The 24,357-nt window shown below is 39.7% G+C and carries 28 protein-coding genes; 22 read left to right on the top strand and 6 right to left on the bottom strand.

Going from position 1 to position 24,357, the window contains the following annotated elements; genetic code table 11:
• Nucleotides 1-71: 71 nt before the first annotated feature.
• The 4 genes from WG954_RS18280 (at nt 72) to WG954_RS18265 (ending at nt 2,718) form a co-directional block, all read left to right on the top strand.
• On the top strand, nt 72-902 hold the full coding sequence (locus tag WG954_RS18280) for a hypothetical protein (RefSeq protein WP_340438271.1): 831 nt from the start codon (nt 72-74) through the stop codon (nt 900-902).
• Between the two features lie 143 nt (nt 903-1,045).
• Nucleotides 1,046-1,468, top strand: a complete 423-nt coding sequence (locus WG954_RS18275) for a DUF1801 domain-containing protein (RefSeq protein ID WP_340438270.1) — start codon at nt 1,046-1,048, stop codon at nt 1,466-1,468.
• A gap of 63 nt (nt 1,469-1,531) precedes the next feature.
• Entirely contained in the window at nt 1,532-2,110 is a 579-nt protein-coding gene (locus WG954_RS18270) for a YdeI/OmpD-associated family protein (RefSeq protein WP_340438269.1), read from the top strand.
• Between the two features lie 41 nt (nt 2,111-2,151).
• Entirely contained in the window at nt 2,152-2,718 is a 567-nt protein-coding gene (locus tag WG954_RS18265; protein ID WP_340438268.1) for a DUF4256 domain-containing protein, read from the top strand.
• 5 nt (nt 2,719-2,723) lie between these two features.
• On the opposite strand, the gene WG954_RS18260 is transcribed toward WG954_RS18265, so the two are convergent.
• Nucleotides 2,724-2,939 (bottom strand): VF530 family protein, encoded by a 216-nt coding sequence (locus WG954_RS18260; protein WP_340438267.1) that lies wholly within the window; start codon nt 2,937-2,939, stop codon nt 2,724-2,726.
• Between the two features lie 127 nt (nt 2,940-3,066).
• Here WG954_RS18260 and WG954_RS18255 point away from each other — a divergent pair, with 127 nt between their 5' ends.
• The 4 genes from WG954_RS18255 (at nt 3,067) to WG954_RS18240 (ending at nt 6,440) form a co-directional block, all read left to right on the top strand.
• Nucleotides 3,067-3,657, top strand: coding sequence for a 2OG-Fe(II) oxygenase (locus WG954_RS18255; protein WP_340438265.1), 591 nt, complete (start codon nt 3,067-3,069; stop codon nt 3,655-3,657).
• 115 nt (nt 3,658-3,772) lie between these two features.
• On the top strand, nt 3,773-4,000 hold the full coding sequence (locus WG954_RS18250) for a CDGSH iron-sulfur domain-containing protein (RefSeq protein ID WP_340438263.1): 228 nt from the start codon (nt 3,773-3,775) through the stop codon (nt 3,998-4,000).
• A gap of 194 nt (nt 4,001-4,194) precedes the next feature.
• Nucleotides 4,195-5,292, top strand: a complete 1,098-nt coding sequence (locus WG954_RS18245; RefSeq protein WP_340438262.1) for a fatty acid desaturase family protein — start codon at nt 4,195-4,197, stop codon at nt 5,290-5,292.
• Between the two features lie 212 nt (nt 5,293-5,504).
• Complete coding sequence (locus WG954_RS18240) at nt 5,505-6,440, top strand: class I SAM-dependent methyltransferase (protein ID WP_340438261.1); 936 nt, start codon at nt 5,505-5,507, stop codon at nt 6,438-6,440.
• Between the two features lie 103 nt (nt 6,441-6,543).
• On the opposite strand, the gene WG954_RS18235 is transcribed toward WG954_RS18240, so the two are convergent.
• From WG954_RS18235 to WG954_RS18225, 3 genes are all read right to left on the bottom strand, one after another.
• On the bottom strand, nt 6,544-7,254 hold the full coding sequence (locus WG954_RS18235; RefSeq protein ID WP_340438260.1) for a hypothetical protein: 711 nt from the start codon (nt 7,252-7,254) through the stop codon (nt 6,544-6,546).
• A 216-nt stretch (nt 7,255-7,470) separates the two neighbouring features.
• The gene (locus tag WG954_RS18230) at nt 7,471-8,094 is read right to left on the bottom strand and encodes a hypothetical protein (RefSeq protein ID WP_340438259.1); all 624 of its coding nucleotides are present in this window, start codon (nt 8,092-8,094) and stop codon (nt 7,471-7,473) included.
• Nucleotides 8,095-8,305: 211 nt separating this feature from the next.
• Nucleotides 8,306-8,917 (bottom strand): fibronectin type III domain-containing protein, encoded by a 612-nt coding sequence (locus WG954_RS18225; RefSeq protein WP_340438258.1) that lies wholly within the window; start codon nt 8,915-8,917, stop codon nt 8,306-8,308.
• Between the two features lie 963 nt (nt 8,918-9,880).
• Between WG954_RS18225 and WG954_RS18220 the strand changes: the two genes are divergently transcribed.
• The 14 genes from WG954_RS18220 to WG954_RS18155 all read left to right on the top strand — a co-directional run bounded on the left by WG954_RS18220 (nt 9,881) and on the right by WG954_RS18155 (nt 21,991).
• Nucleotides 9,881-10,486, top strand: coding sequence for a hypothetical protein (locus WG954_RS18220; RefSeq protein ID WP_340438257.1), 606 nt, complete (start codon nt 9,881-9,883; stop codon nt 10,484-10,486).
• 221 nt (nt 10,487-10,707) lie between these two features.
• Nucleotides 10,708-11,385 (top strand): hypothetical protein, encoded by a 678-nt coding sequence (locus WG954_RS18215; protein WP_340438256.1) that lies wholly within the window; start codon nt 10,708-10,710, stop codon nt 11,383-11,385.
• A 301-nt stretch (nt 11,386-11,686) separates the two neighbouring features.
• The gene (locus WG954_RS18210; RefSeq protein ID WP_340438255.1) at nt 11,687-12,277 is read left to right on the top strand and encodes a hypothetical protein; all 591 of its coding nucleotides are present in this window, start codon (nt 11,687-11,689) and stop codon (nt 12,275-12,277) included.
• Nucleotides 12,278-12,630: 353 nt separating this feature from the next.
• Nucleotides 12,631-13,053, top strand: a complete 423-nt coding sequence (locus WG954_RS18205; RefSeq protein WP_340438254.1) for a response regulator — start codon at nt 12,631-12,633, stop codon at nt 13,051-13,053.
• Nucleotides 13,054-13,340: 287 nt separating this feature from the next.
• The gene (locus tag WG954_RS18200; protein ID WP_340438253.1) at nt 13,341-15,149 is read left to right on the top strand and encodes a sensor histidine kinase; all 1,809 of its coding nucleotides are present in this window, start codon (nt 13,341-13,343) and stop codon (nt 15,147-15,149) included.
• Between the two features lie 22 nt (nt 15,150-15,171).
• On the top strand, nt 15,172-15,579 hold the full coding sequence (locus WG954_RS18195; protein ID WP_340438252.1) for a response regulator: 408 nt from the start codon (nt 15,172-15,174) through the stop codon (nt 15,577-15,579).
• 229 nt (nt 15,580-15,808) lie between these two features.
• Entirely contained in the window at nt 15,809-16,615 is an 807-nt protein-coding gene (locus WG954_RS18190; RefSeq protein ID WP_340438251.1) for a hypothetical protein, read from the top strand.
• A 182-nt stretch (nt 16,616-16,797) separates the two neighbouring features.
• A complete protein-coding gene (locus tag WG954_RS18185; RefSeq protein ID WP_340438250.1) occupies nt 16,798-17,523 on the top strand; it encodes an acetolactate decarboxylase in 726 nt (241 codons plus the stop codon).
• Between the two features lie 177 nt (nt 17,524-17,700).
• Complete coding sequence (locus WG954_RS18180) at nt 17,701-18,183, top strand: GNAT family N-acetyltransferase (protein ID WP_340438249.1); 483 nt, start codon at nt 17,701-17,703, stop codon at nt 18,181-18,183.
• Between the two features lie 353 nt (nt 18,184-18,536).
• On the top strand, nt 18,537-18,671 hold the full coding sequence (locus WG954_RS18175; RefSeq protein ID WP_340438248.1) for a hypothetical protein: 135 nt from the start codon (nt 18,537-18,539) through the stop codon (nt 18,669-18,671).
• A gap of 51 nt (nt 18,672-18,722) precedes the next feature.
• The gene (locus WG954_RS18170; protein WP_340438247.1) at nt 18,723-19,274 is read left to right on the top strand and encodes an STM3941 family protein; all 552 of its coding nucleotides are present in this window, start codon (nt 18,723-18,725) and stop codon (nt 19,272-19,274) included.
• A gap of 19 nt (nt 19,275-19,293) precedes the next feature.
• Complete coding sequence (locus tag WG954_RS18165) at nt 19,294-20,568, top strand: tetratricopeptide repeat protein (RefSeq protein WP_340438245.1); 1,275 nt, start codon at nt 19,294-19,296, stop codon at nt 20,566-20,568.
• Between the two features lie 84 nt (nt 20,569-20,652).
• On the top strand, nt 20,653-21,339 hold the full coding sequence (locus tag WG954_RS18160) for a YceI family protein (protein WP_340438243.1): 687 nt from the start codon (nt 20,653-20,655) through the stop codon (nt 21,337-21,339).
• 280 nt (nt 21,340-21,619) lie between these two features.
• Entirely contained in the window at nt 21,620-21,991 is a 372-nt protein-coding gene (locus tag WG954_RS18155; protein WP_340438242.1) for a hypothetical protein, read from the top strand.
• A 196-nt stretch (nt 21,992-22,187) separates the two neighbouring features.
• Here the strand turns inward: WG954_RS18155 and WG954_RS18150 are convergent, their stop codons facing one another.
• Together WG954_RS18150 and WG954_RS18145 are read right to left on the bottom strand one after the other, a co-directional pair.
• Nucleotides 22,188-23,249 carry a hypothetical protein gene (locus WG954_RS18150; protein ID WP_340438241.1) on the bottom strand — a complete coding sequence of 354 codons (1,062 nt, stop codon included), beginning with the start codon at nt 23,247-23,249 and terminating at the stop codon, nt 22,188-22,190.
• Between the two features lie 269 nt (nt 23,250-23,518).
• Complete coding sequence (locus tag WG954_RS18145; RefSeq protein ID WP_340438240.1) at nt 23,519-24,214, bottom strand: hypothetical protein; 696 nt, start codon at nt 24,212-24,214, stop codon at nt 23,519-23,521.
• Between the last annotated feature and the right edge of the window lie 143 nt (nt 24,215-24,357).

Raw genomic sequence — 24,357 nt, 5'->3', positions numbered from 1 at the left:
AAGACTACTCCTTTGGGGGTATTGGTGGCTAATTCAGATTTGCTAAATTTGACCGATAAAATGATACCCTGATGCCAGCAGTACCCAATCCTTCAATTCTTCTGAAAACTGTTTTCGTATTTACTTTAGTTATTCATTCGTTCTGTGCTGCATCACAGCAGGCAAGCCCTGATGATCTTGAATATTATAATGTTGCCCCCAATCAATTAAATTACGATAGAACATTAAAGCTTGCGTACATCAGGCAATCGTACAGTAATACAACCTTGTACGTTGCTTATACCTGTGCTAATAAAGCAACTGCTTTTTCGGGTTTGTATCTTAATAACCTCCGCATTGTTGATAAGGCAACCGGCAAGACATATACTGCCAGCAATACATGGGGACTACCGACAAAAGCCGATGGTAAGTTTTTTGTTTACAATTTGGGAGGACCAACGTTTCTGCGTATAGATTTTCCACGTCTGCCACGTTCCGTTAAAGTAATTGATATACTGGAAGGAAGTGGCACAGGCACCGAAACCTACAACTTCACCTTTAAGAATGTAAATGTAAGCGGGGCCTATCAAATGACGGCTGCAGACGAAGATATGTTTGATGAGCTACTGGCCACAGAATTTTATGCAAAAAGTTTTTACACGCACGACCAGGTGGTTATTGATATATACGTCGACAATCACTACGTTGGTAAACTGGAAAAATATATTGTGTCGTCAACCTATACGCCCAAATGTTATGAAGATGGTACGTTCACTGTATGTTTTCCATCAAATGCTAAACGAAAGTTTTATGCCACGGCCAAAACAAGCGTCACTTCCTACACCTGGAATTTTGAATTTACTCCCGGCGGCAACGATATCTCCGATACTGATTGCGATGTTTTCCGGTTATTCCTGAAATAGAAAGAGGCAGCAGTGCTTTTATCTTCATAGGTTCAAATACCGGCAACAGCATACCGGAGCAATTCTCCTATTAAAAATCGTTACTTATCTGCAGGAGGTTTTCTACATTTGGAATACTTATTGTCAACTCCAAAAGATCTCCCATGGGTAAGTTAGCTGAAATTAAAACGAAGCAAAATTCTTCCAGCGTAGATGATTTTATTAATGCTATAGCCGATGAGCAAAAGCGTAACGATTGCCGGGTTATACTGAAGATGATGGAAAAAGCAACAAAAGAAGAACCTAAAATGTGGGGCAGTTCTATGATCGGGTTTGGAAAAGTGCGCTACAAAAGTGCAGCTACGGGAAGAGAAGTAGATTGGTTTAAAATCGGCTTCTCTCCACGTAAAGCTAATTTCTCTTTACACCTGATCGATCTCAAACTACATGCAGATGCATTAGCAAAATTAGGCAAACACAAAACCGGCCTGGGTTGTCTTTATATCAACAAACTGGAAGATGTTGATGTAAAAGTGTTGGATAAAATGATTGCTGCTGCAGCAAAACATAAAGCTTACCAGGAGTAGTTGTGCTCCTTTTGAAATCTTTGATCAGTAATTAATCATTCAAATAATATAAAGCTTAGCAAGATGAATCCTGAAGTTGATTGGTATTTCAGTAAAAACGAACAATGGGAGAAAGAGATCACCAAATTAAGAAAGATCATTCTCGATTGTGGATTAACAGAGGAATTGAAATGGGGCAGTCCCTGTTACCTGCACGAAGGTCGTAACATTGTGCTGATACATGTGTTTAAAGAATACTGTGCTGTTTTGTTTTTCAAAGGCGCCTTGCTAAAAGACGATCATGGTATTCTTATTCAGCAGTCAGAGAATGTACAGTCTGCAAGACAGGTACGCTTCACCAACAGTAAGGAAATCGTGAAGTTGGAAAAAATACTGAAGGCTTATATTTATGAAGCCATTGAAGTGGAGAAAGCAGGGTTGAAAGTGAAATTAAAAAAAGTTGCCGAATACACTATGCCGGAAGAGTTTCAAAAGAAACTAGCTAAAAGTAAAACACTGAAAGCTGCGTTTGAAAAATTAACACCGGGACGACAAAGAGGATACTTGCTGCATTTTTCTTCGGCCAAACAATCCAAAACAAGAGAAGCAAGAGTTGAAAAGTATTTGCAGAAGATTCTCGATGGAAAAGGATTGGATGATTAATGTTGGTTAATAGACAGGTAACATTATTAATAATAACATCAATGAGTAACACAAAGAAGAAACTATCAGCTTCACAGAGTGATGAACTGATCAGCATATTAAAAACACGTTTCGAAAAAAACGTGAAACGCCATAAAGGTATTGAGTGGACTGATGTGCAGAAGAAGCTGGAAGCAAGCCCTGCAAAACTTTGGTCACTCAATGAAATGGAAATAACGGATGGCGAACCCGATGTAGTTGGATTTGATAAAAAGAGTGGTGAATATATTTTTTATGATTGCTCAGCTGAAAGCCCCAAAGGCCGACGCAGTGTTTGTTATGATCATGAAGCGCTGGAGAAACGCAAGGAACATAAACCGGAAAACAGTGCTGTTGAAATGGCAAAAGATATGGACATTGAATTGTTAACAGAAGAACAATACCGTGAGCTGCAGCAACTGGGCGAGTTCGATTTAAAAACATCGAGCTGGATCGTAACACCTGCCGCCATCCGTAAACTTAATGGTGCATTGTTTTGTGATCGTCGCTACAACACAGTATTTGTGTATCACAACGGTGCGGAATCTTATTATGCAGCAAGGGGCTTCCGTGGTTCGCTTAGAGTGTAATGAGTTTAGTTTTTCAGAATACTCAAATACAAATCTTCCACCTTCTTCCGTGCCCACGGTGTTTTGCGTAAAAACGTAAGGCTCGATTTAATACTGGGGTTGCTGTTAAAGCAATTGATGCGGATGATCTGTCCCAACTCTTTCCAGCCAAAATGGTCAACAAGAGCCGTTACAATCATTTCTAATGTTTTACCGTGCAGGGGATCGTTCGATTGTTGCATGTGCAGTGTTTGATCTTACTGCAAAGAACACACTTTTTTATGAAGCAACCGTGCGGCTGTTGTTCTTTATAGCTGGTTGGGGTTAATTAGGCTACCTTCACCGCAGTTCACCGCTTCAAACCATTTATTGGAAAAGATTTTTAATACACTCGTCAACAGCTTCATCAATAACAAAGTAGGAATTGCAGAAAACTTTTTAAGTAAAACGCTTTCATTACAGTTGAAAGCAAATTTGCAAACGCTTTATACTTCTCAGCAAATGCAATCGGCCGGTACGGGTGGAAACAGCAACGTTCACTACGATCAGTTATTCCGGAGCGATATCATCTATTGGCTCGACCGAACGCATAACAATGCGCATGAAAATACCTTCTTCGATCTCATGGATTCGTTCATTCTTTTTTTGAATGAAACCTGCTACACCGGAATTACAGGTTACGAATTTCATTATGCCTTGTACGAACAGGGAAGTTTCTACAAAAAGCATCTCGATCAATTTAAGAACGATGACAGCCGCAAATATTCCATGATCATGTATCTCAACAGTGAATGGACAGAAGGTGATGGGGGAGAATTGTGTATTCATCATCACGATCATATTGAAAACATAACACCCACAAGCGGCAAAACTGTTTTCTTTAAAAGCAGTGAACTGGAACACGAAGTATTACTCAGCAATAAACCAAGGATGAGTATAACGGGTTGGTTAAAAGGATGATAGTCTGAACTAATTTCATTCCGGAGGGGATAAAGACAAAGGAACACAGATGAAGATGCATTTCATTTTACGATCGTTTTCATTTAGTATGTACTTTTAAATAAATAAACATAGAATGTCAAAAACAAAAATTACGGTTAACAACAACGGATCATTGAAAATAGAAGGCGATTTTGAAATAGTGGATAAGAACGGAGGGGTGTATAATCTACAGGGTAGGGAAATTGTTTCACTATGCCGTTGCGGGTTGTCGAAAAATAAACCATTCTGCGATAGTTCACATAAGGGTCATTTTGAACATGATGCAATAGCATTTGATCTGCCTCCAAAGAAAACGGTTTAACTATTTATTCGGCTCGGCGTTTGCTGTAATAATTACAGGTACTCAGAATATATCCCATAAAGTTTACAAATTCCGGTAGTGTATACAGTTGTTGCTTAAGGTTATAGTACTGATAACTATCATACTTATCCCGCCTTATATCATTTCATGATTTCCGGTTTCTTGCTAATTTTTAATTGATCAATGTTGGAATTATGAAAACAATAAAATTTGTTAGTAATGATGCCAACCAAAAACAATTTGGATTGGCAGTTCGAAAAAACGTAAACGATTATTTCAGAGACAATAATATCTCGATAAAAGGTAATCTGCGAATGGCCATTCAAACCATGGTTATGCTGGCCGCTTATATTTTCCCATTTGTACTCCTGTTTATCATTCCAATGAACGGCTGGGTTGCATTGCTTTTGGCGGCTCTGTCGGGTGCAGGAATGGCGGGCGTTGGCATGTGTGTAATGCATGATGCTGTTCATGGCTCTTACTCCAACAGAGAATGGATCAACAAAATGCTCGGCAGCACCATGTATTTGCTAGGCAGCAATGTGTTTAACTGGAAAATACAACACAATTACCTCCATCATTCTTACACTAATATTGACAGTTACGACCATGACATCAACTCTAAAGGCCCCATTCGTTTTTCGCAGTATGGCCCGTTGAAAAAAATTCACCGCTATCAATACATTCATGCGTTCTTCTTTTATGGTTTAATGACTATTGCTAAGCTTATTAAAGATTACAGTCAACTGAACCATTTCAATAAAGCGGGAATTACCGGTAAGTACCACATAAGCCCTGCATTTGAGTATACAAAAATGACCATTGTAAAACTTGTTTATCTTTTTGTTTTTATTGGTCTTCCTCTTTTGTTTACTTCATTTACCTGGTGGCAGGTATTACTTGGTTTTTTTGTTATGCATTGGATGGCAGGGTTTATTATGAGCACTGTATTTCAGTTGGCGCATGTGGTTGATGGTGCCGAGCAATTGCTACCCGATGAGAAAGGAGAAATAAGCGAAGAATGGGCGGTTCATCAATTGCGTACAACTTCAGACTTTGCAAGAAACAATCTTTTCCTTGAGTATTATATTGGTGGTTTGAATTTCCAGATTGAACATCATTTGTTTCCTAATATCTGCCATATACATTACAGGAAAATAGCGCCCATAGTAGAGCGCACTGCCAAAGAGTTTGGCTTTGTTTACAATTTAAAACCAAGTTTGTGGCAAGCTTTTTCTTCGCATATTCAAAGGTTGAAAGAACTCGGCAGGTTTTCGATTGCAGGAAAGTAAAATAATTCCGTACAAAGAAATAAGGTTTCAGTAACCGGTTCCCACTTGCTCAAATCAATTAATCAACTGTTCAAATCAATTATTCTACAGTTCAGTTGTTATTAATTGTTGCATTATATTTCTGCATACAATTTTGTGTGGTCAATATGTAATTGAAGTTGATGCTTCATGCGCATGTATATTAACCTTTCATTGATCAAACAAAACAGAAAATGCAGAACACAACACCTATCTCAACCCAAATTGCACAACAGGATTTTATTGTAGCAGAAATTGAAACGCTTATTGAACAGGGCGGCCCACGGCAACATCAATATGCTTATGCCGATTACCTGTTTGAAGAAATCGGTAAAAAATTAAAAACAGGTGAACTGCCTGCAGAAGTTGGCAGCAACTTATTGAAGCAATGTAAGTTCTTACAAACAAGTGATTCAATTATGGGGCATATCCGTAACAAACCTTATGGTTATGCAGGTGATTTTATGATCATCGAGCGGATTTATTTGAACGAGGCACAACCCTCAACCAATCATTACTATTGGGATCAGTATTCTTTAGAACATGTGGCGGCTAAAGCAGTGCGTAACCGTAAAGATTATTTTAAAAACACAATGACCAATCGTATTGAACAGTCACAAGCTCCATTACGTTTGCTTGATGTGGCAAGCGGCCCGGCAAGAGATCTCAAAGAACTGTTCGAAATCATTCAGCCGCAGCGTATGAACGTTACCTGTGTTGAAATGGACAGCCGTGCCATTGAACATGCAACAAGCATCAATGCTTCGCATGGTGGTGAAATAAAATTCATCAACCAAAACATTTTTAAGTTTCGAACAGAAGAACGGTTCGATATTGTATGGTCGGCAGGTTTGTTCGATTATTTCTGCGACCGCAGTTTTACAGCAGTATTAAAAAAGCTCATTGAATGTGCAACAGACAATGGTGAAATCATCATCGGCAATTTCAGCGATGAAAACCCCAGCCAAATTTATATGGAAATGGTGGGCGATTGGATATTAAACCATCGCAGTGCCCAACATCTTACTGAACTGGCCATTGCCGCCGGTGCACATCCACAACAAATAACTGTGGGTAAAGAACCCGAAGGCATCAACCTGTTTTTGCATATTAAGAAAGGGGAGTGTTGAGTGATAACAGCTCTCCGCAGCACCGTGTTCCCCGGGTGAGTTGTAAACAACCCCAGGAAATACTGCATTAAATCGCATGAGTAATCGATACAAGGCAATGTGTTTAAAAGTTAATCGCAAGCGAAGCGTTATTTCCTGCTGTCAGAAAAACCTCTTTTGAAGTAAACGTTGAATCTGATGAAACAATAAAGCCATAGCCCCTTTTTATTGAAAGGCGGTTGTTCATGTTTGCAAAAGCTGTGTATTCAAACGTTGTATCAATTCCTTTGCGCAAAGGAAAGTAGTTGCTCATTATGTTGTGTGAGCCAATGTTCCCTTCGGCAACAAGGTAAAAAGGTATAGGGGGTATAGAATCGTTGATAAAAGAGGTGTTCTTAATATGCACATTCACTTTTGCTTCCTGCACCAGGTTAATAATTACTTTTTCAAGCGATCCGTTGTTAACGATGTATTGCATGCTGCCCCTGGGTGTAGCGGAACCATCAAACCATACATAGCCATTATCAACTTCATCAACATAACTCCAATACCCGGGTGCATGAATCCGTATATTATCAAGATAATCCCTTTGCACAGTAAAACTCCCGTCGGCGGCAGAGGTAGTCGTTTTCTGATCCCAATCAGTACAAGCTACAAAGTCGGCTTTCGTGCATTTTTTTGAATGTATGGCCGCACCTGCAACCGGCGTATTTGTGCCATACGAAAACAGCTGACCATTGATCACTGGTTTTTGCACAGGCTGCATCTCTTCTTTTTTTATTTTACAGGCAGTGAACAAAAGCAGCAGCAGCAAAGCAGTTGTACTCTTTTTCATGTGTTAAGGTTTTATTGATCAGCAATTGATACTACAAAGCTACACTGTGGGTATAGGGTTATGGAAATCGATTTCTTCTATACAGCCGCCTTTTATTTGCAGAAAATCATTCTGCCCGTTCATTCATCGTTATACGATTGCATTATTTGCCATGCAGGCCGGGGAGGGTGCTGCAAATAAAAAAACATCTTTTCAGATGTGCAGGCATGATCTGTTTTATTGTTTATTTTTTTTGAAGAGGAGTGCGAGCATCAGCATTGCTGTTGGCGCTGTAATGCCCCAGGGAAAACCAAGAACTAATAACTTCTCTGAATAGGTTGGATAGAAATACACGAATGTAATGAGCGGTGTAACTATGGCGTTGGCTAAAAAAGATAACCTCACCCATTTTTGAAATCCATGTTTTTCAAATGCAGGAAGCGCTGTAAACATAGCAAGGCCCATAAAAATATAGCCCAGCGCATCAAAATCCCAAAACATAGAATGGGGTGTTTGTTCAAGTATGCTGATTTTGTTGGCAGCACCTTTTAACTTCTCAGGGATAACTGTTGCCAACTGAACAACATAGTTTGCCGTAACAAACACGGCGTACAGAACGGTAAAGAGAAGTGCCGCATGCGTCCAGATTTTTTTTGGTTCGGGCGTTACATAATGCAATGCAAGCATTTCAAGAATAAAAGGGAGTACAATGCAAAGAGAGCTTGCATAGATCAAAATTTCATCGACAGGAAAATGAAAAACACCCGCCAGCTGCAGTAGCTGCACAATAACATAAGTTGCTGTGGAAGCAAAGGCCAGCAACCCGCACCAATAACCGAGTTTATTAATTGAGTTGTTCAAGATGTTGTTCAATTATCAGGACAACAAATGTGGTAACTGAACAACTGCCAGGCAATGATGCCGGGCATTGGTGCAATTAATTCATGTCAGTATTTAATTAAGTGGCCGAAGCCAGGAGAGGATGGTTGTGGGAAAAATTCCAGGTGTAAAAAAAACCATCCTTTCAGATGGTTTCTTTTCAACTAAAATTTATATCGAATGCTTCAACAACTTAAATTACCATGCGGCTCACCGCATCGCTGTACAGCAATTGATTGTTGCTGCCTATTGCACCCACACGGCAGTAATAAACAGTACCCGGTTGCAGATTATTAAATGTATAACGGCTGGCAGTAGAGTTGGTAGTTACCCAGCTGCCCGGCGCAAGTGATGCATCAGTAGTGTATTCATGCAAATAAGCATAAGCACCTTTCACAGCTTTTACAGTAACAAACAACTGGCCGCTGCTTAAACCATTTTCAACCTTCAGGTTTTCAGGTTTGCTGATCACCAATGGTTGAGGATCTTTACTGATGTCGAACCCTGAACTGAGCAATTGTGTACGGTCGCCATTGGCCACAAGGTTTACATACGTACCAAGTGTGCGCAGCAAACCGGTAAGCGTTTCACGTTTTGCATTTTTGTCGGCCACATCCACACGGTTACCCGTACCCGCTTTTACAAGAGCGGCCGAAAAAGCAGTGGCAGCAGCCTGCACATCAACAATGGCAGGAACAGGAGTGGGGAAGTTTGCATTGGCAGTCATGCTGCTGATAATGCTGTGTGTTTTGCTCTCCAGTGTACCATCGGTAAACTTTGAGAAACTCAGAATTGTTCTGGTCATAAAAATTGAATTTAAATAGATGAATTCCGGGAAAGCGGTATAGCTGTCTTTCACGGTTTAACCCCACAAAACAAAAAATCAATCGCCTGCCTTGCTATACTACATAGCGGGTATAGAAAATCTCAGGAAAAATTATAGTACAATGAAGACAACAGGTTTTTAAACCACGCTTTTTTTACAAAATGTGGTTTTCTACAATGAAAAAGAGAAAAACTCCCTTGTGCTTGTTTACCTGTTTTTACGGGAAAACAAAGTTTTTTTCAGGAATAATGCCCGTTTCATGATCAACCAACGCCCATTTCCCAAGGGGAAATTATCACCTCATGGTATGCAAAAGGCAATTTCCTCCGGGGAAATGACCACAGTATTATACGCAAAAGCAAATTCCCCGGAAGAAATGAAGATAGTATTGTATACAAAAGGCAATTTCCTCGGGGGAAATGATGACAGTATTGTATTCAAAAGGCAATTTCCTCTGAGGAAATGATGATCGTATTATATGCAAAAGCAAAGTTCCTCCGGGGAAAAGGGCAGTGTATGGTCATATACAGCCTGGTGAGAATAAGATAATGCAAGGCATGGCCCTGCCTGATATCGTTTGTGGATTACTGTTGATAGCCTTTCATTTTATTTGCCTTATTTTAGCAATGCAGCACGTGTAACCGAAAAACACCGGCACAGCCAGAGCGAACAACTGCATACGCTACGCTCCCCCCGGGACAAATCTTGATTGCTGCACTGGAGAAGAGACAGAACGATGCACCGGGATACTCCAACGATTTTTTTAAGTCTTTTTTATATAACAGTTGTGTATAAACGTTTGGACACGGATAAGGGAAAAACGGATTGTACTAACAACAATACAAAAAGTATAACACTAAAATATTAATCATCAATTGCATTTATGTTTAAGCTGTTGCATATAATGGCATAAATATTAGTGTTAGGCGCAATCTAATTCAAATGGAAAAAGAACAACTGATAAAGGAAGCTAAAAGAATTGGAGCATTAGGTGATAGATCTAGTCTCAGAATTGAATCAAGAGAATTTATACGAAGATTCGTGGGAGAATCTAGTGATTTCTACAAAATTTTAAACAATCCAATTACAGATTGGAATGAGTTTGAAAGAAGAGCAAAAAATGTAATGGCTTCATTTGTTAGGTTCACTGAAAATGGGCTAATGAGTAATTTGTCTTATGAAAGAGAAATACAAATAGAAACTGTTTCCGACTTTCTTGATCAAGCAAATTCACTCTTATCAGATTCAAAAATACATGCATCTGCACCAGCTGTACTTATTGGAGCTTCGTTAGAAGAATTCTTAAGAACTTGGCTAGAGCAGGAAGGCGTTGACTTAACTACTATTAAAAATTCTTTAGACTCATATGCACAGGAACTTAAAAAGAAAGATTTAATTAACAAACAGGACTACAAAGACATCACAGCATGGGGAGGAACTCGAAATGATGCGGCACACGGACATTTTGACGAGGTAAATGATAGACAGAAAATTAAATTGATGCTTGAAGGTGTGAATTTGTTTATCAGAAAATATACTCCCCAATAAATCAAAACTGCGCCTAACAAAAGTATTGCCAAAAGCGGGGCAGACGGAATATCAATCATCAGCAAATCGCTATTGTACATCATCCAGGCGTGACGGAATTCTGATCACCAATTAGTTGTTAACTTCAACTTTTTAAATCATTATTCGGCCGTAGTTCCAGGCGGACACAGCAACAAATATCCCGCCTTCGGCAATACTCGGTCGTTATATGCAAGCCTAGAATGAAGAAATATATAATAAATGATCCCTTTCCTACTTGGTATTACACACCTTGTATGATTAATTGGAAAAAGACCGAGCGAAATAAAATTGAGGATAAAGCATATTTAACCAATACAATTAACGCTTCAATATTGACGGATTTGACAAGTTACGTCGAGGGTATTGTTTCTGAAATGATTCTCGAAATAATTTGGGTAAGAGATTTTAAAGACGAAAAGAATAAACAGTATCTCGACAATATTACAAGATATCTAGATGAAAAAGTACTTAAGTCTTCATGGAGAGAAACTGTTTCATTACTTGAAATGATTACGAATAAAAAATCAAGTGATTTGATTAATGGCGATATATTAAAGGCGATTTCGTATTTATTTACTTTTAGAAATTTGCTAACTCATGGGGTAGAAATTGACATTAATTATTTTGAAGCAAATGGGAATATTGTAGTAGAAGGACAAGATAAGTATGATAGTGTTTTAAAATATTTATTAGAAAAAAATCTACTAAATACATCCTTCGCACCGAATATTAATACAATAAATATACTAAGTGATGCAACAATCGATCATTTTACAACTATGACATTCAAATATATTGAGCAGTTATTTCAAATGGTTGGGGAATTTGAATTGGATGGATTAAAAACTAATTTCGAGGAAAGCATTCAAATGACTTAAGGCCTGTATTTAACACGGGTTTATGTCAGGCGGACTGACGTGCAAACGTGGAGCTGAGTGCTACTAATGAATTTTAAGAATAAATTGAAACTTGTGCTCCGAGACCCACCCGAACGCAAAGCCAGAAACCATTTCAAGAAATATAAAGCCCGAGGTCCACTCCGTGAGACGCCTGACGTACAGGATTAATCTCAACTTTAGTTCTTACATTCAATAGTATATTTTCAATCAGCAGCGGTTATCGGCAGACGGAATACGAATTCCCAAACTGCATAAAGCCCTGCCCGTTAGCAGCAATGGCATGATAAAATCTCGTAACTATTTTAGGTGGATAATTCTATCACTATTTATTTTTATCGTAATCTATATCGTAGGACTATTTGCAGGACTGCCAATTATTCCCTGGATTGAGACAAACTATTACGTTAAAGGAACTAATGAAAGACTTTCAAATGGGATAACTCTGCAACAAATAAATAATGCAATTATAAAAGTAGAAATCCCGGATTACTTTCCTCAAAACGACCAATGTATTGACACATGGTTCACGTCATCAGACAGCAGTAATAATTTGACCATTAACAACTTTTCATTTGAAATGCAATCCGATGAAGGCAAACCACTAACAAGAGAAAATAGTTATTTATTTTGGGACGATGGAAGTAAAGAAAATAACCTGACGATTGAAAACTATACTATATTGAAATCAGACACATCAAGTGAAGACAAGTATGTATTTCTTCGCACAGTTTACAACTTAGACAATGAAAAAGAAGTGACAGTTAAACTGAAAATCAATTATCAACTCAATAGAAAGACCATCGTTTTAGATAAAAACCTACAATTGATAAAGAAACAGCGATTAACGTGGAATGAATTCCGAGTTCATTAAGTGCGAAAGGATGCCACTCCGTTGGCCCGTGGTTTGCTGCAATTTCTAACGCCCCGGTTCGTGTCTTCACGCACAGGAATAAAGTTGTTCAATAGTTCGTGAAGACTGGAACCAAGGCAACAGGAATGCGGTTAAGAAGCTAACTTTAATAGATTACTCTCAGATAAAACACGGCCCGGTGTCACTGCGTGAGCCCCGGGCATACAAATGAGTGACTACATGCATTGAAAGAAGTCGTGAAGAAATTGGATAGTTAGATCTCCGTAATGGAACAAATGAATAATACAGGGCGAGCTCCTTTGAGGAGACCCACCTGAGCAATAAAATATAATTAATCTTAAAAAAACAACATTATGAATAAGAATGGCCCTGTTATAATAATTGAAGATGATGCCGATGATCAGGAGTTATTTATGGAAGTTTTTCAAAACCTGAATTATACAAACGAACTTATTTTCTTTAGCGATGGTGTTTCGGCTCTTGATTTTTTAAACAAATCTGACAGATTACCATTTTTAATACTGTCTGACATTAATATGCCTAAACTGGACGGTTTTGCCTTAAGAGATAAATTAAAAACTGATGCTGCATTGGCACTCAAGTGTATTCCTTATTTGTTTTTTTCAACTGCTTTAAACCAGAAAGCTGTAATAGATGCTTACAGTTTGTCTGTTCAAGGCTTTTTTGTAAAACAAACATCAATAGCAGAGTTAGAAAAAACAATTTCGGTTATTATGGAATATTGGAAAAGATGTGCTGCACCTAACAACTTTTAAATTCCGTCGGCCCGGGGTCTGGTGTAACAGACCCCGGGAGTTAGAATATTTAACTCCCGAGGTCCACTGCGTGAGACCCGGACGTACATAATGGTAACTTGTACACCTACACGAACCGGCAAAATAATACCTTCCGCATTCCCATCCTGGTACACAGGCTTTGCGGTATGAAACTTGTTACGTATAATCGCAGCGCATTTGTGTTGTTGCATTCCCTGTATGCAGCCACAGGTGCAACAGTAAGCAAGTAGCCAGCAACGATGATCATTTTGTAAAACCGGCAGGTCATGAGAGAACCCTCCATTAAAACAAGAATAACGCTGATTATTGTCTTAATTGTGCTGCTGCTGGCTGGCACCATGCTGCTGTCAATCTCCACCATTAAAAAAGTAAAAAGCAATCTTGAAGTACAGGTGCAAACCCGCACGGCTGTAATTGCATTAAAAGATAATTTTTCGCTACTGCTCGATGCAGAAACGGCTGAACGTGGCTACATCATTACGGCCGACTCAAGTTACCTGGAACCTTATTATGAAACGGTTAAACGAATTGATTCAAATACCAACCAGCTGCGCACACTGTTAAGCGCCCACCTGGTGCAGCAAACCAATCTTACTGCGCTTGAAAAGTTCATTACTCTGAAACTTGCTTACATTGAAAAACTCATCTCCTTAAAGAACCGGGGTAATGAAAAAGAAATTGCCAACGTAATGCGCTCGAACGAAGGCAAACATATCATGGATGATATACGGACGGTGAACAGGCGAATGCAGGAGGAAGAGTTAAACCGCTTTCAAGGCAGAACGGTAAGTACAGCCGAAAGTATTGAACGGGCAAGAACTGTTTTTCTATTTGAAGGAATTTTATCGTTGCTCATTACATTGATCTTGGCCATTATTATTGCAAAAGAATTTCAACGTCGCAAAAAGATTGAACAGGAACTGAAAGTATCAAGCGAACGCTTTTTTAAGATCTTTAACGAGAATCCCATTGCCACAACCCTCTCGGAGATCGGCACAAATAAAATTGTATTTGTAAACGATCTTTTCCAGAAATTATTCGGCTACAGTAAAGAAGAAGTAATTGGCCATACATCAGATGAATTAAAATTACTCTCGCCGCAGGAGCAGGCAAGAGTATATCCTATTTTACTATCTTATCTTAACGAAACCCGTTCGGTGGAGGAGTTGCAGACATTACCGCCCGAGGAGAATGTGAAACTGCTGATCAAATTAAAAACGGCCATGGGCAATAACGGCCTTGAAGTGCTATACACAAAAAAGGACGGGAATACATTTGACGCCGTACTGTATTACGATCTCATAGAAATCGATGGCAAACCCTATACCATCACTTCTTACCTTGATGTGAGCAAACAAAAAAAGGCAGAGAAAAAGATACTTGACTATACCATTGAACTCGAGCGCAAGAACAAAGAGATTGAACAGTTTGCCTATGTTTCTTCGCACGATTTGCAGGAGCCGCTGAGGAGTATCAGCAATTTTACCTCATTGCTTCAACGCAAACTTGAAACGCATCCAGATCAAAAGGTGCACGATTATATGGGTTTGGTAATGGGCGGAGTGCAGCGCATGTCGCAACTTATTTTTGATCTGCTTGAATATTCACGCCTTGGGAACGATCTTGAAAAAAAGAGGATCGATTGCAATCAATTGGTGAATGAAGTACTCATATCACTGCAGGCAAGAATAAAAGAGAGCGGGGCACAAATACATGTTGCTGCATTGCCCGTTGTAAATGGCTTTGGTTATTTACAATCGCTTTTTCAAAATCTCATCAGCAATGCAATCAAATTTCAGAAGCCCGGCACCACTCCAGTGGTAAACATTTCAGCAGTGCAGAAAGGGAGCCACTGGCTTTTTTCAATAAGCGATAATGGTATTGGTATAGAACAGGAATACCAAGAACGCATCTTTATTATTTTTCAACGTTTACACAGCAGGAGAGAATTTCCCGGCACCGGCATAGGGCTTGCTCAATGCAGAAAAATTGTTGAACTTCACGGCGGTAAAATCTGGATTGAATCGGAGCCGGGCAAAGGAAGTACGTTTTACTTTAGTTTACCAACCACATAACCCACCACATAACGGACCTCTTATGAAGAAAAAACTCAATTGTATATTACTGGTTGATGACGACCATGATGATAACTTGTATCACCAGGTGATATTAGATGAAATGAACATCGCCCACCGTATTGATATTGCCTTAAATGGTTTGGAAGCATTGGCCTACCTGAAGAATGAAAACCTGGAGGTGCCGGAAATTATTTTTCTTGATCTGAACATGCCAAAGATGAACGGCTGGGAGTTCCTGGAACATTACAAACAGCTCAACAAAGAGCAGAAAGCCAGAGTGGTGCTGGTGATATTAACCACCTCTGCCAATCCCGATCATATAAAAAAGGCAAAAGAAATTGAAGAAGTAACCGGCTTTGAAACAAAACCACTTACGAAACAAATGCTTCACGATCTGCTCAACAAACATTTTAGCGATTACCTGTAACGGCACTTGCAAAAATCGACCCCCAGTTAGAATTTTGTCGGCCCGGGGTCTGGTGTAACCGACCCCGGAAGTGAAACTATATAGATCCCGAGGTCCATTGTGTGAAATTCCCGGGCAAACGAATGGTGTGTGAAGGCACGAACAAAGGCAACGGAAATTTGGTTTTATGAAAAGTGGCGTATAATTTAGAGTTCACCTCACATTTCCAACCAATGATTTATCGCCTGAAATGAAAAATTTTAAAAAATATGTTTTCGAATATCTGCTTATAATAACAACCATCTTATTAACGGTTTCAGGTTTTTGGAATATCTTTTTTGGGGCTGAAGCAAAACCTAATGGCCACCAAACATTTCACGTAATAGTTAATTTCAGTTGGTTGTTTTTGATGCTTTACCAGCTCAGCCTTATCGGGAATAAACAACCTGCAATACACAAACGTGTTGGACTCTCCATTTTATTTTTTGGTCCTTTATTAGTTGCCCAGGTAGCAATATTAGCCATTCATTCGGCTCACAGAGGTCTGGTTTCGGGTGAAGGTGACTTTATGATTGTACAAAATGTGTTAGCACCAATAGAATTAGCGCTAATCATTTTAATGGCATTTATCCTTAAAAAAAGAAGAAAAATACATGCTGCGTTTCTTATAAGTACCGTTGTATTAATGCTGGGTATTAGTATTTTCTTTTTGCTGCTGGCAGTAGCTCCCCATCTACTTGGGTATGGAATGTATATCACATTCTTTGTTGGCGTTCTTTTTTTCCTGAAAGACAGAAAATATGGATGGCCGACATTGTTATGTAGTTCGTTTTTTATTATCAACGACTTTATTAACTCGATCCTGATTAAGAACGGCCTGATTCAACCTCTAACTGAATTTATAGGGTCACTTAACCAACCTGTTACTTTTTTTGTGAGTTTCATTGTTCTGTTGCTTTTATTGATATCTACAGGAATAATACCTAAAAGGCCTGCGACGGCTTTCGTTGGCCCGGCGGGGCCTGGTGCAACCGACCCCGGAATTCAAAATATATAAGTCCCAATGTTCCCTGCGTGAGACCCCGGGCGTAAAGGATTAATCTCAATACTAGTTCTTACATTCAATTTCATGTTTTCAATGACAGCGGTTATCGGCAGACGAAATACGAATTCCCAACCTGCACAAAGCCCTGCCCGTTATGCCTCATTGTAGAGCAACACCGAAACAACAGAAAATAAATGATAAAAGCGAATTTCAAAACAACACTTCTAGGACTGACAATTTTGATCTTCATGAATTGCACCACCAAAGCACAACAGCCAACTAACGAAGTGAAAATTGTTGGAGAGATGAAAAACGTAATGTGGAAAGGAAAACTTTATGGGAACATAAACCTTGACACAATTTCCAACAAGGCAAATCTGTACGGACTTGGCCCCGTTGAATATTTAGCGGGAGAAATTTTAATTATAGATGGCAAATCTTATAAATCAACTGTTACGTCTGACTCGACAATGAAAGTTGAAGAAACCTATAACATTAAAGCTCCATTTTTCGGTTACGCAAACATTTCAAATTGGACTGAGCAAATTTTACCTGACAGTATTCAGACTATTCAACAACTTGAAACCTACCTCGACAAAGCGACTAAAAATTCACCCCGACCTTTTATGTTCAAACTCATTGGGGCAGTTGAACAAGCAACAATACACATTTTGAATTTACCGAAAGGTTCAAAAGTAAGTTCGCCAGACGAAGTACATCAAGTACAAAAAAATTACAAACTCAAAAACGAGCAAACAGAAATAATTGGTTTCTTCTCAACCGAACATAAAGCAATTTTTACGCATCACGACACTTTTTTACATATGCACTTAATGACAACTGACCTGCAAAAAATGGGACATTTGGACGAAGTGTTGTTTAAAAAAGGAACAATGAAACTTTATTTGCCGACAGAATGAAAGAACAACGAAGACATAATAAGGATTTGGCAAAAGCATGGCTGACGGAATAAATTGAGCATCTGCAATTCTATTGTACATTTTTTCTGATATAAACATTTGTATTTCTAATACCTGCTTCGCCAAGCCCAAACCGTTAGCGGTAAGGCAACGAACGACATCAACGCAAAAAAAAGAATGAAATATAAAGACCAGCGGATAACTTTTGAAAAACTTGGCAAGGACGACCAAGTACCTTACGAGCTTTTGTTGCTTGCAGACCCATCAAAGGACTTAATTAATGAATACCTGAAACGGTCAGAAATTTATACCGCAAGAAAAAATGATGAGACTATTGGTGTTATTGTATTGCTCCCATTGACAACCGAAACAGTTGAAATCAAAAACGTTGCTGTAAAACCGGAATTTCAAGGACAAGGAATTGGTAGTTTATTAATAGAAAATGCTGTTCAGGTTGCTTTGCTTAACAAACAAAGAAGTATTTGTATAGGGACAGCAAATTCAAGTGTTGGACAACTTTATTTATATCAGAAACTTGGCTTTGAAATAACTGGTATAAAAAGACACTTTTTTACAAACAACTATGCTGAACCGATTTATGAAAATAGTATTCAGGCAAAACATATGTTAGTGCTGACAAGACAACTAAATGATGAATGAGCAGACCAATAAAGCAAATACCCGAACCGCTAACATCGTAGTGGGAATAGTGGGGGCTCTTGCCCTTGTTGCTGTTGCAAATCGTTGACAGTTGCACAAAGTTGAGTGCATCATCACAGTCCGCCGTCGTTGTGTGTTTTCACCAACGGCACATGCACAAAAGCAATCAGAAAAAGCTTCGGTTGCTGAAAGCAAAAGGCGCTAAACTTAGCAAACTTTCTGCCGGTTGAAAAAAGCATACATGCAGATTCCTGTACCTGAAAAAATACTCCTTTGTGGGTATTGGCTGTTTATGTTATGGATTTTAAATTGCCCGCATATTTTTATTTTTTCAGGCAATCAGTTTTGTTTTTATGAAACCCATTTCCTTCAGCTTCCGTGATGCCGGGAAAAAAGGTGTGGTTAACGCCCTGGGAGAATTTATATTTTATTCTTCTATTGGAAAAGAGATACGTGTTCCGTTCAGTTTTCAATATGAAATTAAATAACGATCACAGCAGGTAAGTGAACCGCACTTTACTCAACTTAAATTACCCGACATGAATGAGCTTCGTATAAAACATAAATTAATTGTACATGTAATTATTGCTGCTGTGGTATTGCTGCTCATGTACGTTTGCTGCTGGGCTTTGTATCTGCGTGATGAGGCTCCGGAACCTGATCTTCCGGCTTATATTATTACAGCCTTTATAATGGGAATCGGCTCCATTGTCCTGTTTTTTATTGCACGTATTTTAATTACGCAGCCCTATGTTCTTGATATGAATGAAAAAGGGTTTGCCTACAATCCCGGCGGTGTGCCGAGTGGTTTTATCAGTTGGGATAATGTGGAACAAATAAAGGCGGTTGAAGTAAAAACAACGCAGGGTAATTTGCCCGGGCCTGTGTTAGAAACAGCCATTGGCATAAAACTGAAAAACCCTGAGCAATACAGGTTTTATTCAAACAGCTGGTTACGTCCGCTGCTGCGTTTGAACAAAAAAATGTATGATGTTGATCTGTTCATACGCATTTCAGATTTAGGTGAGCATAAGCCAAAAGCTCTGGAGCTGCTGCAAAAGTTCGGCAACAACAATCAACCAATTGTATAACGTTTCAATTATTCGTTTCATGAAAAAAGGTTTGCAACACTTAACCTTGTGTTTATTGTTCTTTATTTCTTTTCAATGTGGTTTTTCCCAATCTGAATCTGTACTAAAAGAATTGCGTGATGCAGATACAAAATACCAGTATGGCAAAAAATATGAAGAAGCGAAAAGCATTTATTTGAAGTATAGTAATCAGCTTACTCCGCAACAACAGTTGAACCTGGCAATCTGTTATCTTTCTGATCCCGCACGAAGTGCTGAAAGTTATGCGAAAGGAATAGAGTGGCTGAACAAAGCAGCAGAGCGTGGTAATACAGAAGCCATGCGCACCATTGCTTATTGTTTTGAAACAGGGTTGGGTGTAAAAAAAGATTCCATTCAGCAAATTGCATGGACAAAAAAAGCATCAGACTTTGGTGATGCTGCGGCCATGCTCGCCATGGGATACTATCACCAATACGGTAAGGTAGTGCCCAAAGATGAACAAAAGGCAAAAGAATTATACCTGAAGGCAATTGATAAGGGCAACAGGGAAGCCAGTTATTACCTGGCCATGCTTGAACGGGGAAAAGGAAATTTTACCAGCTCATTGCATTACCTTGAAAAATCTGCAAATGGAGGTTTTGCAGCAGCACAATTTGAACTGGGCGATATGTATGAAAAAGGGACAAACGGTGTTCAGCAAGATCTGGATGAAGCCACACGATGGTATGGCAAAATCAACAGCAGGCAGGATACCCGTGATTACTACAATGCCGCAATGATGCGCATAAGATCATTTGGAACACAGGAACCTTCAACCGATCCGCAAAAAATCAATCCGCTGTTATTAAAACTTGTAGCTAGAGCCAACGAAAGTTTTTATGATATAAAAGGGAAGCTGATAACACCATACAATAAACCAATGTATGATAATTTAGGAAGCAGCAAAAGTGAATATTATGCCCCATTGCTGCAGCTTGGATTTAAGAACGCTTACATTCAAAAGAATAATTTCAACCAGGTACAAAAAAATAACTCGGTGAAGAATGTAGACAATTATACCTACCATGCCGAGATCATTCATTCCTCCGCACAAGCAAATTCATACAGAGTTTACATGCAGTGGGCCACCATTTTGAAAAACCTGTTTCCGGGCTGGAAGCAATCGGAAGAAAACTTCCCGAACCTGCAACGAGGTGAAACAACGCAGTACCAGCATCACAGCAACGGACGTACAACAATCATTGTTTTAAAAACCTGTTGTCCAAATGATAAAGTGGAAATAGAGATTAAAAACAATCACAATCCGCAATAGACCACCAAACGGCTGATTATTTACATGAAATTTCTATGAAAGTGGAAAAGGGTATGTTGTTTGATATTGTATATATAAAAACATATGAAAATTTCCTATTTACCGGCAGCAGTCCTGTTTTTGTTTACAGCCTGCGCCGATGCACCGAAATCGGATAAAGCGGAGACAACGGAGGCGCAGGAAGTAACTACAACTGCGGGTACAAGTTTTAAGGTAGATGCCGCAGCAAGCAAAGTTGAATGGGTAGCTACAAAAGTAACTGCCTACCATACAGGCACGCTAAATGTAAAGAGTGGGGAATTAATTGTACAGGATGGCAATGTTACAGGTGGCAACTTTGTACTTGATATGACAAGCATTGTTGTTTCGGGTCCTCCGGGTTCCGATGCCAAAGCCAATGAAAAATTATTGGGTCATTTAAAATCGGCTGATTTTTTTGATGTATCAGCAAATCCTGATGCCACGTTTACCATTACATTGGTAACGCCTTTTTCAGGCACTGCAAAAGACAGCGCCGATCCACGGCAGGAAAGCATCAGCAAATACAAAGTAACTAATCCCACACACACGGTTAGTGGCAACCTCACATTAAAAGGAGTTACAAAAAACATTACGTTTCCGGCGCAGCTAACCATATCAGGCAATTCAGCAAATGCCGTGGCAAAATTCAACATCAACCGCCAGGACTGGAATATTGTATATCCAGGTAAACCAGATGATCTTATACGTAACGAAGTACATTTGGGCATAGCATTAAAAGCTACCAATTAGAATGTTTTAATATTATTCAAAAAGCTGCTATCGCATAATGATAGCAGCTTTTTTTTGCTGTTGCAGCTAGTAACCATCAATTGCTGACAAAGAACAATCTGTTGCAGCCATTGCTTGAAGCCGTGGGATTTTCACACAATATTTTTCGTGCTTTATTCGCAGGCGGGTGAGAGGTAATTTTCTGCCATGTTTTTTATTCTGTAAATGCCGCTTATCGATTGCTGCTTGAACGAAATAAATAAATGATCTAACTTTTACTTCAACAATTAAATTTTCTATTATGAAGAAGTATTTATTTATGACGTTAATCTTAGCTGCACTATTCTCTGCAACAACAAATGCGCAACCGGCAGGTGATCCACCATCTGTGTTGCAGCAAATGAAAGAGCAACAAAAACCGGGGTTGATGGAGAAGGCAGGCCTTACCGAAGCGCAGGCGGAGAAGATCATTGAAATTAATTATGAAACCCGCATGCAGGCTGCCCGTGATCTAAAAGATCTTAACGAAGCTGACCGCACAAAGAAGCTTGCAGAAATAAAAGCTGCGAAAGAAAAAAAGTATAGTGAGGTGTTAACACCGGAGCAAATAAAAGCGGTAAAAACTTACTATGAAGAAATGGGAAAGAACAGGCAAAAGAAAGAAGGAAATTAATACTGCATTGAATAAGTAAAAAAACGGCGGGTCTCTCTCTGGAGACTCGCCGTTTTGTTTATGGGTTATTTGCCACTGTCACTTTATTCACACTGGAAACTGTTACTGAAAAAGTAACAGCCATGCACAGATCAAATATATCGGCAATGCACATAGTTATGAAACAGTGAGAGAAATAAACTCTGATCATGCACAGTTAATGAACATTAGCAGGCGTAATATTTTCGATCTTCCAAACCTCACCGGTAAGACTAACCACGTAGGCATTGTTGCCGATAAACTCCAACGAGGTTGGCTGGTTCAGTCCGTTTGCAATAACGCTGAAGCTGCCATCTGATTTGAGCTTCAGTAGTGCGCCGGTGTTTGGCAGGGCGGGTGCTCCTTCATAAGGTCCATCCCAAATTCCTTGTGCTAAAGTATAGAGTGTGTTTCCGCTGCCAAATTCCACATCAACAAACAACCCAACATTCAACCCGGCTGCTGAAGCAATTTCGGTTGCGGTGAGTGGCTTTTGGGAAAGGGCCATTAGTTTGGATTCCTCAGGCAGGTGAGGAATAGGACCAGCCAACGTGAAATAGATGGTATTGCCTCGCTGTGCCAGCCCTGTGGGCACAACATTTCCGAAGGCGATCATTTCTGTGATATTGCCATCGAGGGTAATATAAAGTATGCGGTTATGGTGTCCATCATTCACAATGAAACCGTCACGATAAGGTTCGAACGAGTATTGGAAACCCGTAGGCACAAAGAAATCGGGCACAGGCGGATGGGCAATGGACCAAGCACCGAGATCGGCGATGATGCTATGGCTATCCGGGCCATCTACCCGATAGATGCCTACAATATCTTCACCCCCAAGATCCGACCCAACGCCGGTAACCAATGCATATGCAATACCGTTGTGGAAGGCCACATCAATCACGCCGGCACCCTGGAAGAACGGATCAGGGTTGCGCTCAGGCAATCCGGTAGTGAAGAGCGTCTTTGCGCCGGTCTTCGGGTTAATTCGCCAGACAGAACCGGCAAGCGGTGCGGTAACATATAACGCTCCGTCTGGTCCAACGGTACTTCCCTGCAACTCCATCAGGCCACTAACCAGCAACGCTGGCGCTCCCGGTTGCATTGACTTTGCTTTTGCTATCGATTTATCCAAAAGAGTATCTTCCGAAGTCAAAGGAAGAACTTCTTTTTTGCAGGACGAAGCGATCATGAGAAGAACTAATACAACGACTGCTAAAGCATTGGCTTTTCTTTTCATAAAAAATAAATTAATGGTTAAAGAATAAAAATGCCTTGGGCACGAGCGTGAGGAAATCAGAGGTTGACTATAAAACTAATAGCAAGTTTTCAGAACAGCAATACCTATAAAATGGTAGAAAACACCGTATCGTGCAAGTACGAACGAACTTAAAGAATAATAAAGCCGGGGAAAGATTGAGGTGAAGGTTTGTTTGCAAATCCCCGGGCACGCAGTAATATGTTTAGGAAAGCAACACTAATGCAATCGTCACTAAGAGGTTTAATTTATCATTGATTCCGTTTGAGCTTCCCGACAACCTTGCCGTTTTCATCTACCAGTGTACCCGACAGATGAACGTATAATAAATTACCATCGCTGCCTTTCCAGATGTAGGGAAAACTGCGGCTGTCTGAACGGATCAGTTCACCTTTTGTCATGTGCGTTGGCTCGTCTTTAGCCATCAGTTCATTGCCTGCTGATTTGTTCCATCCATCTGCTACAAAAGCAAGTCGATCGGAAGGTTCGGGATGTGAAACACTGCTTGCACCGGCAGGCAATACTCTCAATGCCGCCTGTGCTTCTGCCAGCGATGCACCCATTTTCTCCAATACAAAACCGGAAAATTCATCGGCTTTTGTTTCTGAAGCCATTGCTGTTCCTGTTCCGTATAAATGATGACCAATTTCATGTGCCAATACACTTACTGCAGCCCAATCGGTGCCCGCTTTCCTGTTAAGTGCATCCATAAATGCCGGATTGTAAAGGATAAAACGCTGACCACGCACCAACACAGCTGCTGCATTGGGCACACGACCTTCTGCAATCATAAAATTAATTTTCATGCCAGATGCTTTAACGATTTGCTGCGCAATTTTTGCTGCTTCTTCAACTGTGGCGAAGTCGTTTGTTATTTCGCTGCGGTACTGTGCTTTTGCAAGAACAGGAGCGATGATTAATAAGAGGTATAGTAAAAGGTTTTTCATGATGTTATATAATCAGAATCCGTGCCTTTTGATTCTTCTGATGCTCTTACTGAAATATCTTAACAGGAGGTTTGCAGATGAATGACGTGCTGTCAGTTAAAGAAATCACAGCAGGTTTTCAGAACCGCCAGATTAAGGTGTCT

The sequence above is a fragment of the Lacibacter sp. H375 genome (genome assembly GCF_037892425.1).
Classification (GTDB): Bacteria; Bacteroidota; Bacteroidia; order Chitinophagales; family Chitinophagaceae; genus Lacibacter.
This window is presented reverse-complemented; position numbering and strand designations above follow the sequence as displayed.